This is a genomic window from Nitrospirales bacterium (genome assembly GCA_031315865.1).
GTDB lineage: Bacteria > Nitrospirota > Nitrospiria > Nitrospirales > UBA8639 > JAGQKC01.
This window is the reverse complement of the sequence record JALDRJ010000002.1, coordinates 2,820,992-2,837,821: the sequence shown is the minus strand read 5'-3', so window position 1 is coordinate 2,837,821 and position 16,830 is coordinate 2,820,992. Positions and strand designations below refer to the sequence as shown.

At 51.5% G+C, this 16,830-nt stretch carries 16 protein-coding genes; all 16 read right to left on the bottom strand.

Annotated features, from left to right (window positions below; genetic code table 11):
- Window positions 1-5: 5 nt before the first annotated feature.
- Complete coding sequence (locus MRJ96_12960) at window positions 6-1,064, bottom strand: alpha-ketoacid dehydrogenase subunit beta (GenBank protein MDR4502353.1); 1,059 nt, start codon at window positions 1,062-1,064, stop codon at window positions 6-8.
- On the bottom strand, window positions 1,061-2,098 hold the full coding sequence (locus MRJ96_12955) for a thiamine pyrophosphate-dependent dehydrogenase E1 component subunit alpha (GenBank protein MDR4502352.1): 1,038 nt from the start codon (window positions 2,096-2,098) through the stop codon (window positions 1,061-1,063). Before MRJ96_12955 ends, MRJ96_12960 begins: the two co-directional genes overlap by 4 nt.
- 36 nt (window positions 2,099-2,134) lie before the next feature.
- Window positions 2,135-3,142, bottom strand: coding sequence for an NAD-dependent epimerase/dehydratase family protein (locus tag MRJ96_12950; GenBank protein ID MDR4502351.1), 1,008 nt, complete (start codon window positions 3,140-3,142; stop codon window positions 2,135-2,137).
- Window positions 3,143-3,218: 76 nt separating this feature from the next.
- Entirely contained in the window at window positions 3,219-4,754 is a 1,536-nt protein-coding gene (locus MRJ96_12945; GenBank protein ID MDR4502350.1) for a PfkB family carbohydrate kinase, read from the bottom strand.
- Window positions 4,733-5,812, bottom strand: a complete 1,080-nt coding sequence (locus MRJ96_12940; GenBank protein MDR4502349.1) for an SDR family oxidoreductase — start codon at window positions 5,810-5,812, stop codon at window positions 4,733-4,735. The genes MRJ96_12945 and MRJ96_12940 overlap by 22 nt, the downstream gene beginning before the upstream one ends.
- Before the next feature lie 193 nt (window positions 5,813-6,005).
- Entirely contained in the window at window positions 6,006-6,653 is a 648-nt protein-coding gene (locus MRJ96_12935) for an SIS domain-containing protein (GenBank protein ID MDR4502348.1), read from the bottom strand.
- A 126-nt stretch (window positions 6,654-6,779) separates the two neighbouring features.
- Window positions 6,780-7,769 carry a kinase gene (locus MRJ96_12930; GenBank protein MDR4502347.1) on the bottom strand — a complete coding sequence of 330 codons (990 nt, stop codon included), beginning with the start codon at window positions 7,767-7,769 and terminating at the stop codon, window positions 6,780-6,782.
- Between the two features lie 7 nt (window positions 7,770-7,776).
- Entirely contained in the window at window positions 7,777-8,712 is a 936-nt protein-coding gene (locus MRJ96_12925; protein ID MDR4502346.1) for an NAD-dependent epimerase/dehydratase family protein, read from the bottom strand.
- A complete protein-coding gene (locus tag MRJ96_12920; GenBank protein ID MDR4502345.1) occupies window positions 8,709-9,917 on the bottom strand; it encodes a class I SAM-dependent methyltransferase in 1,209 nt (402 codons plus the stop codon). Before MRJ96_12920 ends, MRJ96_12925 begins: the two co-directional genes overlap by 4 nt.
- A gap of 10 nt (window positions 9,918-9,927) precedes the next feature.
- A complete protein-coding gene (locus MRJ96_12915; GenBank protein MDR4502344.1) occupies window positions 9,928-10,671 on the bottom strand; it encodes a nucleotidyltransferase family protein in 744 nt (247 codons plus the stop codon).
- A gap of 9 nt (window positions 10,672-10,680) precedes the next feature.
- A complete protein-coding gene (locus tag MRJ96_12910; protein MDR4502343.1) occupies window positions 10,681-11,613 on the bottom strand; it encodes an NAD(P)-dependent oxidoreductase in 933 nt (310 codons plus the stop codon).
- A gap of 77 nt (window positions 11,614-11,690) precedes the next feature.
- The gene (locus MRJ96_12905; protein MDR4502342.1) at window positions 11,691-12,932 is read right to left on the bottom strand and encodes an FAD-dependent oxidoreductase; all 1,242 of its coding nucleotides are present in this window, start codon (window positions 12,930-12,932) and stop codon (window positions 11,691-11,693) included.
- 348 nt (window positions 12,933-13,280) lie between these two features.
- Window positions 13,281-13,532, bottom strand: a complete 252-nt coding sequence (gene csrA / locus MRJ96_12900; protein ID MDR4502341.1) for a carbon storage regulator CsrA — start codon at window positions 13,530-13,532, stop codon at window positions 13,281-13,283.
- Window positions 13,533-13,619: 87 nt separating this feature from the next.
- Window positions 13,620-14,108, bottom strand: coding sequence for a flagellar assembly protein FliW (gene fliW, locus MRJ96_12895; protein ID MDR4502340.1), 489 nt, complete (start codon window positions 14,106-14,108; stop codon window positions 13,620-13,622).
- 194 nt (window positions 14,109-14,302) lie between these two features.
- Complete coding sequence (locus tag MRJ96_12890) at window positions 14,303-15,262, bottom strand: diguanylate cyclase (protein ID MDR4502339.1); 960 nt, start codon at window positions 15,260-15,262, stop codon at window positions 14,303-14,305.
- Window positions 15,263-15,691: 429 nt separating this feature from the next.
- Window positions 15,692-16,813, bottom strand: a complete 1,122-nt coding sequence (locus MRJ96_12885; GenBank protein ID MDR4502338.1) for a hypothetical protein — start codon at window positions 16,811-16,813, stop codon at window positions 15,692-15,694.
- Window positions 16,814-16,830: the final 17 nt, after the last annotated feature.

The window sequence follows — 16,830 nt, the reverse complement described above, 5'->3', positions numbered from 1 at the left end:
TCTTTCTAAAATGGCCCGGCGAAACTGAGATCGGGCACATCACAGGGTAAAGAGGAATGGGATAACGGCATATCAGGGATCGCTTCTTTCTCCATGAGCAAACGAACGGCATTCATGATGTGCGTGGCCCGCGGATAATAATGTTCGGCTAATGCGTGGGACGTTGGCGTCGGACAATCAGGCAGCGCGATTCGTTTCGGTGGGCATTTGAGTGCAGAAAACGCTCCTTCAACGACTCTGGAGATAATTTCTGCCGTCACGCCGAATGAAGTCCAGCCCGTATCCGTTACGAGAAGACGTCCGGTTCGACGCACCGAAGCCAGGATGAGTGAATCATTCATCGGACGAAGACTCCGAAGGTCGATGACATCCGCGTTAATCCCATCCTCGGCGAGCCTATCGGCGGCTCGAACACTCTCCAAGGCCATGTAGGATGTCCCGACGATCGTGACATCATTTCCATGGCGAAGGATACGGCTTTTCCCCAACGGCACCGTGTAATGGCCTGCCGGCACATCGTCGACCGTTTCATGCAGCCAACGATGTTCAAGAAAAATCACGGGATTGGGATCCTCGATACTCGCGATGAGCAATCCTTTGGCATCATAAGCCGTCGTCGGCATCACGACTTTCAAGCCTGGAACATGGGCAAACCATGCCTGCAAACTTTGAGAATGCTGAGGCCCCTGTCCCCAGCCCCTTCCAATCATCAGTCGAATGACTAGGGGCACGCGATGCTGCCCTCCGAACATGTAGCGCCAATTGGCTGCTTGATTCACCATTTGTTCCATGGCTAGCAACGCGAAATCCATGCGTTGATGAGTCAGAACAGGCTTCATGCCCATCAAGGCGGAGCCTAGAGCTACTCCCGTCATCCCGTTCTCAGAAGTCGGCATATCCATGATCCGATGCTCGCCATATCGCTCCTGTAGTCCGCGCGTGCTCCCGAATATGCCCTTTGGATCAGGGACGCCCAAGCCCATGACATACACGCAAGGGTCCTGATCCAGGCACAGGGTTAAGGCTTCTCGAATGGCTTCGATATAAGTCAATTGCCGGTTCATGCCGCTTGTTCTTCTGATGTCATAGCGCATTCATCATACACATGATGAAAAACCTGCTCCCTGCTTGGGAAAGGACTCCGTTTGGCAAATTGAACGGCTGCTTCAATCTGAGCACTGATGCGATCTCTTTGCTCACACTCCCATGCATCACGGTATTCTCCGAGTCGGATGAGTTCAGATTTGGCATACTCGATGGGACAATCAGCCTGCCCATGCTCAGTTTCCGACTTGTGCCGGTAACCAAGATCATTATCGAAGTTCGGTCCGCAATGCTCACGCCATCGATAGGTTTGACATTCTAAAAACGTCGGGCCTCCATGACTTCGGGCCTTCGCCACGGCTTGCCGGGATGCTTCATAGACGGCCTCTACGTCGTTTCCATCGACCCGCTTGCCTTCACACCCATGCGCCTCGGCAATCTCGATGATGTCTCTGGTGGTCGGTTGACGAACCGATAGCGGTGAATACACGGAATACCGATTATTTTCACAGACAAAGACAATGGAAAGATTATGCAGGACGGCAAAATTCATGCTTTCGTACACAACGCCCTCTTCCGTCGCGCCCTCACCAAAATACACGATGGTGACGGCATTCATATGTTGTCGCTTCGCCGCAAATGCGGCGCCGACAGCGATCGGGATGGAACTGGCGACAATCGGCGTCGCGCCCAGAAATCCGACCGAACGGTCAACCAAGTGCATGGACCCGCCTTTTCCTTTGGCACACCCTGAGGCTTTGCCGTAGATTTCCGCGAACATCCGTCCTAAATCCCCACCCTTGGCCAAGTAATGTCCGTGCGAACGATGCCCACTCAACACAACATCTTCCCGATGTAATGTCGCGCTCATGCCCACGGGAATGGCCTCCTGCCCGATACACAAATGCACCGGACAACGCATTTCTTTTTCCGCATACAGATCCGCGATGCGTTCTTCCACCAGCCGAATCCGTAACATCTCCACATACAGGCGACGCAACAGATCAGTGGAGAAGTTTTCAGATTCCGAGGGTTTTACGTGGACTATGCTCATGAGTGGTAGACCTCGATTGCCATGCGGTGATATCAATCACACAAGCTGAACTTCTTGCATGCGCTTGATGTTGAAATATCGACTGTCGTCGAAAGAATTTGGAATGTGACCTTCTCGAAACGCGCTAAGCAAATCTCCGATCGCATCTTGAACGGAATGCTGTGGAGTGAACCCTAACGTCCGGGCGATCTTTTCAGAGGAAATATGGTAAGACCGATGATCATTTGTTTCCATGTGAACGATCTCGACGTCCTCGCCCACGTTCTGTTTCACCATCTGTGCTATGTCATCCACACGAAGATTGTGATACCCGGCGTTGAATACCTGCCCATTGACCTTTTCCGCCGGCCACGTGAGAGATTGAACATACACCTCGACCATATCCTTGATATGGATGTTCGGTCTCTTTTGTTGCCCGCCGAACACCATAATTTTTCTGTTATTCACCGCATGGTTCGTGAGAATATTGACCGTGAGATCCAGTCTCAGTCGGGGGGAATATCCACACACGGTAGCGGGCCGGATCACGACGCGTTCCAATCCATCGTATGGTTCGTTCAGTAAGATTTCTTCGCACATCGCCTTGTATTTGGAATAGTCCGTCAACGGTTCGACCGGAAGGTCTTCTGTGACATGTTCTTCTGCTTTGACTCCGTACACGCTCGAGGAAGACGCATAGATAAACCGCTTGACTCCGCCTTCACAAGCTCGATCCACCAGTCCGCGAAAAGCCTCATAATTAATCGAGCGGCCAAGCTCGGGGTTCAGCTCGAAGCTGGGGTCGTTGGAAATGCAGGCTAAATGGATGAGGGCATCGCAACCTGGAATAATGCGAGCCAGGAGCTGATGATCGCGTATATCTCCCTTGATTTCATCCAGATGGGGGTGGGCTCTCACTTCCCGCAAAGCGCTTTCCCCGTACAAATACAGGTCCAATACTTTGACGCGATACCCCTCATCGAGTAATCGGGGCACCAAAGCGGAACCCACATAGCCGGCTCCACCAGTCACCAAAACGGTCTTGAATCTGGGTTGAGTGATCATATACATCGCTCCAATTCGGCAACGCCGTTGTGTTTCAAAGTCTGTTTGAAAATGCTGTAAGCGGCGTTCTCGTATTTTACTTCAACAGCGACTCCACACTTCGCAGAAGTTGAACACGGTCCAGGGCTCGACTATTTCCGACGGTCATAACCGCTTGCGCTCCCGCCAAGTTTCCGATAAATCCGACCACATCCGCTGGAACTCCCATCGCCACACATGGGGCGGTCAAAGCGAAGAGCGCATCCCCCGCCCCCACGCGGTCGACGACTTTAGTCGCCAACGAGGGACTTTCGAAAAACCCTTGGCCTTGCTGGTACAGCAAGGTGCCTTTATTTCCCTGCGTCACCATCACCGATGGACATTGCAACTCCCTCGATAAGGATTCGACGAGAGGATTGAGCTTCCCGCGCGGGTCCCGCCGATCCACTCGTATCTCTTTTTCCTGAATGGAAATATAATCAGCTTTCCGGTATCTCGAAATCGTGTGGTAACCCAGATTCGCAGCGTTGATTTGCGTGTTGACGGCCAAAAATCGCGCCCGGCTTTCGACCATGCGAATGGCCTCCGGGGATAAAAGTCCGTGCCCGAAATCCGCCACCATAGCGACATCACCATGGGCCAGTTCTTTCGCTAGGATCTCGCTCAATTGTGCATGCTCGTGTGGCGTCAGGAAGGCATCGTTCATCTCATAGACTTCGAACAATTTGGAGAATTGATATTGCTCGATAAATCGACGTTTGACGATCGTGGATGAGCCAGACTTCATCACAAACTCTGGCTGGACATTGGGCTTGAGATTCTCCCGGATGAATCGTTCGTGCGGATGAATAGTCCCTAAATAGGTCACTAGCCTGACTTCCCCGCAGAAATCAGCCAGATGATTGGCAATCGCTAAACTGCCGCCCAGATGTTTTTCCTTGGAATCGAACTGCATCGCCAATATCGGTTCTTTCGATGACTTGCCGAGCGCATTACAATAGACATATTCATCGATAATGGCCTCGCCAATGACCACCACGCGAAGTTCGCGTAGTCGCTCCAGATAGTCCAATATCTCTCCGGACGTATACTCGTCGCGAAACTCTCCCAACCAGCCATTCATGTCAGGGGGAAACAAGGGAACGTACCGATTCAGCAAACTGGTCGAACTGTATTGGACCGTATTGGTGATCTCCAGCCGCCCTCCAACTGATTCAACCGCGTCTTCTTCTTTCGACAATCCACCGGTTAAGTCCGGGCGTCCTTGACCATAGTCAGGGCCCTTCACATAAATGTCCGGTTTCAATATTTTGATCGCATTTTCCGCGGTTTCCCAACGATTGACCGCGACATAATCGACGGCATCCAACGCCGCTATGCTTTCGATTCGCAAGTCCTGTTGGAACGCGGGACGATGAGGGCCTTTATTGACGTAGCAATCGGGAGTGACCGTGACGATCAGGACATCACCGAGCGCTTTCGCTTCCTCCAAATGCCGGATATGTCCGACATGCAGCAAATCGAACACTCCGTGACAATGGACGATCGTTTTTCCTTGCAGGCGTGCTTCATCGAGAAGTGCCGACAAATCTTCAAGCGAACGAGTTTTGCTCAATATCGCGATTCGACCCACACCTGCCCCCCACAATTGGCTAATTCAGTCGTGCCTCGACCGAGATAGCGAAACCAGTCCGCCGAGGCTACCGCGATCGATTCAGGGTCCCAGACCGGCGCCTTTTCCCAAGCCTGTATATGCTGCAGCATGACGCTAACGCCTTCTTCAAACGTCATCGTTGGAGTCCAATTCAACATGCTCCTCGCTTTTTCAATACTGGCGAACGTGCAATCCGGCTCTCCCGGGCGTTTGGGAATGTGCACGACGGGACCTCGCAACAGATCGACTAAATGATTGATGCTATAGGTCCCACCCGAGCCAATGTTAAAAATTTCCTCGGCACACTGCGATTCGGCAGCTTTCACGAACGCATCCACAACGTCCGTCACATACGTAAAGTCACGCGTTTGGGTACCGTCACCGATCACCGTAAACGGTTTTCGAGCGAGTTTTTGCGCTAAAAACACGCCAAAGACCGCCCCATATGTTCCCGATGTGCGCGCCCGCGGTCCATACACATTAAAGAGACGAAGCGATACGACAGGCAGCCCATATGTCTGAGCCCAATGCATCACGATTTGCTCGCCAAGGTTTTTTGTTAAGGCATACGGGTATTGTGGCCGGATCTCGGCAGTCTCTGGAGTTGGATACACATCAGGGAGGCCATAACAGGAAGAAGACGCCGTATAGACGAATCGTTGAATACCGGCCTGACGAGCGCTTTCCACGACGGTGGCTGTCCCGGACACATTGGCGTGATAGTAGGTTAAGGGGTTCACCATGGAAGGCACGATGTCAGCCAGCGAAGCCAGATGGAAGACCCAATGGATGTCCGTCATCACCTCATCGACAACCTTCCGATCCGTCACGTCGCCCTGAGAGACCGACAAGCGTGGATGACCAGAGAGATGAGCCAGGTTTTCAGGCCTTCCCGTTGAAAAATTATCCAGAACCCATACATGATGCCCATCGTGAATCAAGCGGTCGACAAGATGACTGCCGATAAAGCCCGCCCCTCCCGTAACAAGAATACGCCTCATGATTTGTTCATTACAGGACACCCGTTCACTCTTCACACCGACAACTCCATCACATTCACGAAATCCATATACACGAAGATTCTGCAAATATCAGACCCTCAAACTACTCATCGTTTTTGGTATTCGAGAAAGGAAAAAGGCAAGAAATGCCCAAGAATATATCAACCATCCGTCAATTCGACGGAACGTCGCGTCAAGCCCCTGACGATACTGTCAACAAATTCAGCAGTTATGCCGCGGTAGGAACAGTGGGGGAAACCGGGTGCGTATTGGGTAGCGCTCGCAAGGAAGGTTGGATTCGTTCTTGACGGGTTTCTGCGATCAGATCGCAAACGGACAACAGCCAGAGCTGATGAAAGCATTCGATCATATTGTAGTCTTTACTATTCATCCAAAAGTTGATATGCCCGAGAACCTTTAAAGGGTTGTTCTTTGAAAAGCCCGTAAACGTCACGAGCTTGGCCCCGAGACGACGTGCGTACTCGGCGCCACGAATCATATTCGGTGACTTCCCGCTGGAACTGATCAAAACAACGACATCCTCTTTTTGGGCATGAAATTCAAGGGCTTTGGCGACCCAGGACTCGTACCCATAATCGTTCGCCAGACAAGTAATCAGGGAGGCCTCGTTAAAGGTCATGCAACGAATTCCCGCGACCTTATTCAAATCGATCGAACAATGGCTCGCGATGGCAGCGCTTCCGCCGTTGCCAACGATGATCACTTTCTTGTCGATTCTCTCAGCATGCACCATCATGTCTTTCAGCTCGACCAATTGTCTTGACACATCCATTTCTTCCAAGGCCTTCCGGTATTGAGAGAAATAATGCTCTAAGAACCGTGCATCGTTCGTCGCATGTTTTCGTTTGATGGTCACATTGAGGTCCTTGGATAGTGTTGCGGTCATTCTCTGCCTTCACGACTCTGAGCCAATATCAAGCAATATCCAGACCAACAAGCCTCCACCGGTACACATCACAAACAATCTCAGAGAATTTCTGATTCATGGCCGGTAGAAAATCAAACGGGAACCTTGGTCTTCAAAATGAAAATTCACCTCCAGCATGCTCGCCAGGGCCTGCCGGACAGATTCATGATTGTACGGTTCGACATACAACAATAAAAATCCTCCGCCGCCTGCGCCCAGCAATTTCCCCCCTACCGCGCCCGCACCACGAGCATGTTCATAAGCCTCATCGATCAAGGGATTACTCACGGCCTCGGAAAGCTGTCGTTTATACGTCCAACTTTCGTGCAATAACTCTCCAAATTCCCGCAGGTCGCGACCGTTACAGAGTATCCGCGCACCATCTTCGACCAGCGCCTGCATGTGGATGAGTTGAGAAACGACCTCTCCTTTTGCCGTCCGGGAAATTTGATGCTCAAGAATATCGTGAGCATTCCTCTGCAAGCCGGTATAGAACAAGAGCAGCCGTTCTTCGAGGGCATGAAGACGCTCTTTCTGAACGATCAGTGGATTCACGACAACTTTGCCGCCATCACGAAACTCCAGATTGACGACTCCTCCCAACGCACAGGTGTATTGATCCTGCAAACCGACCCGTTCCTTAATCAGTTCGCGTTCAACGTACACACTTTCGCGGGCGAGCTGCTCCGTACTGACTAATTCACCTTTAAAGGCATGAAGGGCATGCAGGAGACCGACCGTAAAAGACGAGGACGACCCGAGACCTGTTCGAGCGGGCAGATCATTGACGACGCTCATTTCGACCCCGCCATCGATGTGGACATACCGCAGACATTCTCGAACGGATGGGTGCCGAATCTCATCGATCGAACCGCACAATTCCATCTGAGAATAACTGATACGAATTCGATGATCGAAAAACTTGGTGAGTGGCGTCACGGAGATGGTGGTGTACTTATCGATGGAAGCTCCCAATGTGGCGCCACCATACTTGTCAAAATGTTCTGGATAGTCAGTTCCCCCGCCGAAGAAACTGATTCGCACCGGCGTTTGAGTGATAATCATCGGATGCTTAGCCTTCCATCCCTATGGATTTCTCCCACCCCTTCTGCGCGTGAAACCAATCGATCGTCTTGGCCAAACCCGCTTCGAGCTTCGTAAAGCTGAGTTGAGGAATGTGTTTTTTCAACTTGTCGATATTCAAAAATTTTGACCGTGCTCCCACGTACTTCGCAGGATCAAACTGAACGCGTTCAAATGGATATCCCACATACTCACAAATTTTGTTCGCGAAATACTTGATGCTCCTTGCTTCACCGGTCCCGATATTGATGATGTCGTTCTCACACCGTTCACCCACGTCGAGGAGGCAATGAACAAAATCCTCCAAGTAGATGAGCTCCCGGGTTTGCTCGCCATCGCCCCATAAGACGACCGGCTCTCCATGATACTTTCCGCGAAGAATTTTTCTGATCAAATCAAAGATGAAATGCAATTGCCGTTCATCGGTATGGTACCCGGGTCCGTAAAGAGTGGAGGGCACGACATAGACGAATGAACCACCGTATTGACGTTGAATGGCTTGTAACCCGACATACAACATTCGCTTAGTCATGGCATAGGCCAGCAAACTGTCGATCGGCATTCCCTGAAGGTAGGACTCTTCGGTGGTAGCCAGATGAGGCGCGTAGGAACAGCTGGTCCCAATTCCGACCATTTTGGCCTGAAATTGACAGTCACGCCACCACGCGAGCACGGTGGTGTTGATCTGTTGATTTTTAATCCATTGTTCGCCCGGATGCCGCAGACAAAAGTCTCCCGCCTGAGTCCAAGCCGCCAGATGATACACATAATCATAACGATGCTGGTTATAGCGCAAGAGACTCGTTGCGTCGGTCAGGTCGGCATCCTTCGACCCCAACCCCACGACCATATGACCGGCATCGGATAAGTGGCGACACAACGTCTGCCCAAGAAATCCTGTCGCGCCGGTGACGAGAATCTTCATGCGAGAACGGGCCTGGGATCGATCGGGAAATAGAACTCGACACCCTGCTCGATCAGTTTTCGGTTATTGGCCAGAATTTCTTCCTTGAAATTCCATGCCAGGACATAATACATGTCGGGCGGATGAGCGAGTTCGTCTTCCATGACGATGGGGATATACTGGCCCGGAGAGTACAGCCCACGGCGCAACGCATTCTTTTCCACTAAACAGTCCAGGTGCGCAGGGCCAATTTCAAAATAATTTAACAGCGTGTTCCCCTTGACCGGGGCTCCAAATCCGTAAATGGTCAGCCCCCGGTCTTTCGCCGCGTGAAGAAACTCCTGATTGGAGGATTTCATGCATTGAATCTGTTCGGCGAATGTCTGATACGTGGAAAACTGATTGCTGTGTTGAACGGTTTCCTCCTGCCGAAGTTTCTGCAATCGTTGAGAAGGTTCCCGTTTCCCAGTTGGTCCGACAAACCCGATGATCGAGCCGCCATGGATAGGAGAAAGATACCCATCGAACATGGATAACCCATGCATGTTCAATAGGGTCTCGATGGTCTCAAGATTATAGTACAGCAAATGCTCATGATAGATTTGATCGAACGCCATGTTGTCGACGATTTGTTTCATGTAGAGAAATTGCACGACGAAGACTCCGTCAGGGTGCAACGCTGCACGGATTCCATCCGTTATCGAATGCAGTTCTTCTAAATGGAAAAACACGCCGGCGGCATTGATGACATGAAATTGATGCGGCAGGCCTCTCAAAAGATCCCCATCGGCAAAGGCATGAATCGTTTCTATACCTGCTTGTGTTGCGATGTCAGCCGTCCCCTTCGACGATTCGATGCCGAGCACGTCATACCCGAGCTCTTGATAGTGTTTGAGCTGCGTCCCGTCATTGGACCCGATATCCAACACTCGCTTGTGCTGGAGGTGTTTACAAAAACTGTCATCCACACATTGCGCGACAGCCTGAAAATGTGCGTTGAGCGTGCGAGTCACACCGGACAAATACGTGTGATTTCCGAACATCACTTCCTTGGGCACGGTATAGTCAAGCTGTGGAGTATGACAGGCGTGGCAATACACGACTCGCAGGGGATAAAACGGTTCAGTCCCGATTTCGTCCACGCGTAAAAAATGGTTGCACCATGGCTGATCTTGAAGATCGATGGCGAGATCTAAATCCTTCGAATGGCAAATTCTACAGTTCATACTGGTGCCTTCATACGTGATGTTCCACGCTCAGTCCTTGAAACACGTCTTCAAATTCCCGTTCAGCTTGAATGTAAGACGTGGGAGTTCCAATATCAAAAAATCTATGCGCGCCCTCATATCCATAAAGCCCCTTCCCTACCCAGTTTGGAAACACATCGTATTCCAACGAGACATGGGTCTCGGAAGGAATCGCGGCAAGCAGTTCATACGACAGCACATAGATGCCGGCGTTGATACGTCCGCACGACCTGGTCTCTTCCTTTTCGCAAAACCGCTCGATTTCTCCATGACGACCCAAAGCAACCTGCCCATACCGTTGCGGCTGAGCGACCGTCGTCAAGGTGAGCGTGCCCTTCGCCTCATGAGACTCATGAAACTGTACCAATCGATGCACGTCCACATCGCACCAGGAATCCCCGTTGAGCACCAATGCTGAGTCGGCATGGAGATGGGACACCGCCTGCTTGAGTGCCCCTCCAGTTCCCCTTGCTTCATATTCTTCCGAGTAGCTGATCTGTAGCCCCACTCGTTCTCCCTCGCCAAAATAGCTTCGAATGCTCTCCTTCATGTATCCCGTACAAAGAACGACATGGAAGAATCCTTTCGCCTGAAGCGCCAATAGCTGCCACTCCAAAAATGGACGTCCTCGCAAGCAGGCCATGGACTTCGGACGATCTGAGACGAGCGGCCGCAAACGGCTGCCCTTTCCTCCGCAAAGAATCACCACGTCCATGGTCTGTTGGCCATACACGATTGTTCCCTATACATTGGCATATTGATTCTTTCGCAAGATGGTAAAGCACTTCCCTAACTCCCGAATCCCATCCTCCAACGACCACTGGGTGCGAAACCCCGTTTCGAGAATCCGCGCGTTCGACACGATGTAGTCCCGTTTGTCCGGGTCTTCTCCGACTGGCGCTTCAAGGTAGACGAACTGAGGAAATACCGCTTGAATAGCCTGACACAATTCAATTTTCGAAAGGTTTGCCTCATCCAACCCTAAATTGTATGATCTGCCTTTCATCGAATCGAAATGCTCAATGCCAAAGAGAAAGGCCCGTGCGACATCTTGGACATGCACATAATTACGTTTGAAATGTCCCTCGAAAATCGTCACGGCCCGGTCATGCACGGCCCGGTACACGAAATCGTTCACTAACAGATCCATCCGCATGCGGGGAGATGCTCCAAAGACAGTCGCCAAGCGAAACGTGATGCTCGCTTCCCGATCCAACACGGCCCGTTCGGCTTTCACTTTGCTCTCCCCATATAAGGTCAGTGGGCGTAGTGGGGAGTCTTCCGTGCAGTACTGTCCCTGTTCACCGATGCCATAGCCGCTATTCGTCACGGGAAACAGCATCATCTGAGAAGGAGAAAGCAGCTTACACAGCAGTTGAACCGCTTCGAAATTGATCGACTGGGCCCCTAAGCGATCTTGATCGCAGAGTGGCGCACCAACCAATGCGGCGAGCGGAATAAAGCAGTCATGCTGAGTGACTAAATCATACAAAAGACGCTCATCCCGACAATCACCCCGTACGACCTCGAACTTTTGATCTCCGCAGCAATTCATCAGACTGTTCTGACGGTAAAAAAAGTTATCAAGAACGGTTACGCAATACCCTTTTTCCAATAAAGCCGGAACCAATATTGAGCCAATGTATCCAGCGCCACCGGTCACTAGGACTTTCATACTCATCCCCTCACAAGTCGCTTATATGTTCGTATTCCGTTCTCTCTGACTTGCCAAGCCCGCTTCACTGTTCACTCTCATGAGACGCTCGCCAATGTCGATGGATTGAACCTCGATCCATACCGAGAATCCTGCATTCGATCCGTCAGCCACTTCGCGAATGAAAGAGAGCACGTCAACCCGGGAGAGACCATATTCAAGACGTGAATGCTTCGATCAGTGGTCCCGATGACAAGATCATCCACCAGTTGGCCGTCGGTTTTGATTAACTGTGGACGGATTTCGACGCGCCGGCTAGGCGACAAGTCTTGGAGACGTAAGCCTTCGATGACTTGACTGGCTTCATTCCAGAGATTCTGTTGAGCCACAGCCATTGTATCCTTCTGACAAATCAGCCGAAGGAGCCGTCTATTTTGTATGACGGCCTTCCACATGACCTGCTGTCCCCCCCAGGTCGTCATTCGTTTCAATCGGGTTTGTCTTCGGTCATAGGCTTCACGATTGACCGTCGGGAAGAATCCCGGCCCCACGATGACGGACCCTTGCAGCGTCTTACTCACAGACACGCCACCAACAGGCGACGTGAATTCTTTGACGGGGTAGACTATTGACTGCGTCATCGGTGAACCAGCTCCTCTCACGGTAAAGTACATCCCCCGAAACGGCATCATGCGGTATTCAAGCCCAACTCCCATCGAGTGAGCGAGACGATCCGCATAGACCCCTGTACAATTGACCACACGCTGGGCCGAATGCAGGTCATCATGCGTCGCGACATGTACGGCCTCAGCTTCTTCCCGAATCTCCGTGACTTCCTGTAAATAGAGAATATGAGCTCCAGCCCTGAGGGCATCATTCAAGAGCGATTTGATGAACGCACGGGAATCCACGACGGCCCCGGTCTCGGAATAGAGAACGCGATGTCCATGAATTGAGGGTTCTTGACGGCGTATGTGGGACACGGGAACAAGTTGAAGGTTGGGCACGCCATTTCGATCACCCCATCCTTTAAATCTCTCGAGCACCGGAACCTGCGTCTCATCGGTAGCCACGGCATACGTTCCAATCTGTGCGAATGGAATTCGGCGTGATTCAGCATACTTTTTCAGGGCATAGTTGCCTTCGACACAGAGCCTTGCCGCAAGGGTGCCAGGTTCGTGATGAAAGCCCGAATGCACGATACCGCTGCCACGACCACTTGCATGGAGTCCTACATCCAGCTCTTTCTCTAAGATCAAGACGGTTTTTCGTTGAGCCGTGAGACTTCGGGCAATAGCACAACCAAGCACCCCGCCCCCGATTATGATGACATCGTACATCTGGGCTACCTTGACAGCGAACGTAATTCAAGTCCTATGCCAGGCCAGTAAAGCGAGGGACATTTTTTAGACTTTCGAGAATGCAGATATGTCTTAACTGCCACAAATCAACTTCCCCAACGCCACACTCAGGCATCGGAGAAGACGCAGTACGTATTTGATACGGTCAGAGACTTGGATAGTTGAGGTTGGGTCGAATTTCAACAGGCAAATTTTGCCTAAGCGGCTGGAAATCTCGAGTCAATAAGCGCGAAAGGAACAGGAGAGCCTGACGGTACAACGACAAGAACGCCTCGCGACTGAAACACTCAGAAAAAGAAAGGGGAGGAAAACGGAAAGGCTATCTGTTCAAGTATCAGGCTGGTTGCGCTGGGCAACCCCTGCTTGCCGTGGAAGGGTCTTGACTTGATCCGGGCTGATTGAAAGGGCATTCATGTTTTCTTGCCGAACCGCTTCATAGAGTTCTTCTCGTAACACACGCATGTCTGAGGGGCACTCGATGCCTATTCGAACTTGTCCGCCCTTGACTTGCACGAGAACGATTCGAATATTTTCTCCGATACGAATCGCTTCATCTTTTTTTCTTGTTAAGATTAACATACGCCTTCCGTGGCCATCTTCGTTGGAATTGTCGTCCTACATACCTTATCCAAATTGTCTCTCTTCAAGAAACGATCCAGAATCACTTCATGCCTTGATCGCACCTTCCAGGCAAACCTGTTCAGTTTCGACCGCTACACCGTCATTCGCATGATCAGGCATGAGCGGAACATGCAAGGGAATCGACTCATGCAGAATCACTTGCTTGGCCATGCGCGTGCGAAGATTTACGACAATGGGGGCGCGAAAATTCGCAGTCGCTCGATCCGGCTGCCCGGGAGGAATCGTCACGATCACAGAAATCGACACCTGATCATCGTCTTGAATATCCAACTCGGCGACGCTCTCCTGTGGAATCGTCCGGACAAAATCCGGTTCGAGGATTTCTGCGGGCATCATGACAACAGCCAGCGTTTCATCATCGAGCGATTGCAACCATTGATAGCCCCCTCCTCCCTCGACCTCAAACACCGCATATCTGGTATGGGTCGGGAGACCCACAAGACCAGAAGCGAACGTCACCAAGGATTCTTCAGAGACTTCAACCGTTCCAAAACGGCTCGTCGACACATTCATAGCGCAATCCTTCTATCCTCACGAGTATTATACGAAGTTCGTCCAGGGCCATGCATCACTGCTGCTTCTCTATATTCTCTTATCGGTTATTGCGCTTTAAAAGTTAAATCGACAGGATTTCCGCATCCCATTCACCCTGTCCAAGAGGAACTCTAAAGCAAGAGTCCTAAGGGAGCAAGGAGGAAATGCGGCCATTACCCTTTTGGCCTCGGAGTCATCAAAGGCCTCGCATGCGGTTCTTCATCCAACGCTAAAAATTCAATCCCGTCACGGCCACTACTTTTGACCAGGTACAACGCATTATCCGCCGCACTTACCAGTGCTCTCACATCATCCGAACACGTGCCTTCCCAAGTCGTTATGCCTTGGCTGACGGTCACCGGAATCGCCGAATTCGAGAGCAGGATGGGGTGATCCGAGAGAGAAGCCTGTATGCGTTCAGCTTGTTTCATCGCGGTATTAGCATCGCTTCCGGGAAGCACGATCAAAAACTCTTCTCCCCCGTACCGACCGATCGCATCGTAGGGACGAAGACAATCCCGAAAACGCTTCGTGGCTTCCACCAGCACATAATCACCCGCTAAATGTCCGAACGTATCGTTCACTCGCTTAAACTCGTCTAAATCCGCCATGATGACGCTCACCGGCAAATCGTCCCGTTGCGCCCGGGAGAGTTCTCGATGGAGATAGTCCATGATCGCGCCATGGTTGAGTGCTTTCGTTAGTGGATCCTGCATGGCTTGAATTCGTAGTGACTCTTGGGCCTCGATGAGTTCAGTTTGCAGGTCCACGATACGCTTTCCAGACCGGAGGCGCGCTTCGAGTTCGCCCAAATGAAACGGTTTGCACAAATAGTCATCGGCCCCCGCTTCCAGGCCCGTAATCATATCCTCCGTATCATCCCGCCCCGTCAACAGAATCACATAAACGTAAGGATTCCCTGAACGCGTACGTATTCTCCGGCATATTTCCACGCCATCGAGTCCGGGCATCATCCAATCTAAAATCGCCACTTGCGGGAGCGCATCAGATTCCAAGATGCGCCAGGCCTCTTCCCCGTCAGTGCACATCACGACCTCATGCCCCCATTGACGCATTCGGTACACCACCATATGCAACGTGATCGGATCATCGTCCGCGACTAATATGCGCATTGCCGGATTCCTCGTGTGCCAGGACCAACCAAGGGGCAGTTGAAAAAAGCCGCCAGCGGCGTTCTCGGCCTTGCTGCTTGGCTCGCATTGCTCATGATTTTCGCCAATGGCCCCTTCCCTCGCATGATGAAGTGTTCAACAGAACTGAAACACGGAAGATGAGCCAAGACTTTTTTGAACCGCCCCGAAGCTGCTGGCTCACAACGCCGTATTATCCAACACCCCAACTAATCGTTGCAGAAAACCAAACGGACGAACATGCATTTCGAGGGGACCTGCCAGATCAGGTTTCTATCAGACGAACGCTCATTATCCACCACAAAGATACGCTAACCCGAGGGCCCATTAACCTCAAACGCACACCATTACAGACCTTATCGGAATGAATAAGATTCTCCTAAAGCCATCGAATGGAGCAAAATGAGAAATCTAACGAAGAAAATTGAGCAGGCTGGTTTCAAATTGACGTGTCAGGACTGACAAGGAAGCTTGAAGATTTACCTGGAGCGTGGAAAGCTCTGAAGCCACCTTAGCCAGATCGGCGTCTTCATAATCGGAACGAAGCGAATCGATATTAACATTCACCAAACTGAGGCTTTCCTGAACAGTCTCTAATCGATTGACTCGCGAACCGACATCGGCTCGGGCGTTCGTGACCTGGGAAAGGGCACTATCCAACCCCGCGATCGCTGCCGCAATACCGTCTTCATCATTCGTGACCAAGGCTTGATGAAAGTCCTGGAACACTGTGAAAATATTCACCGTGGGGCCGGAGAACACGGCACTTCCCGGCACGTTAGAACTGACGGTTTTTCCGTCTCCAATCTCGATCTCGATTGCATTCGAATCGCCCTGATAGGTATAGCCGGTCCTCGCATAAAAGACGTCTCCCGTGTTGGGCGTCCCGCCTATCGTCGCAGTCAACCCGTCAAAGGTGAGGGGGCTCGTCCCGCCCGATACTTCGGATTCTCCCGTTGTCAGGTTGAGGACATCGTAGTTTGTCCCGTTATATTGAATCTGGTACAGATTCGGTTCAAGAGCCGATGCCGTCGTGACGGAACCGGAGATTGTGCCGGTTCCCGTGTTGTTCGACCCCACCGATGTCGTGACCGTCCCGGGAACATACGGATCGGTGAGGGTTTCGTGCCCGGCAAATATGGAACGTCCATTCAACTGAGTGTTCGCGAGTCCGGAGAGTGATTGAAAGAGTTGATTGATTTCCTTCGCGATATTTGCCCGTTCCACACCCGAGTTGGTATCATTCCGCGCCTGTATGGCAAGCTCTCTTCCACGCTGAACGGCGTGACCCACCGTCGAGAATGTGCTGTCGGACACGTTCAACCTGCCTACCGCTTCCTGGACAGAGAACAGACGCCGCTCTGTGGTCTGCAACACATTCTTGAATTGACTAATGCGCTCGGCCGCAATCGGGTCATCAGACGGACGATTGACCCGCTTGCCGGATGACACCTGCTCCTGCCGGTCATAAATCGTTCGTCGGATATTCTGTACGGCAGTAATCAGTGCGTCTGTTTGTTGTCGATCAGTCACTCTCATTCTTGTAGCTT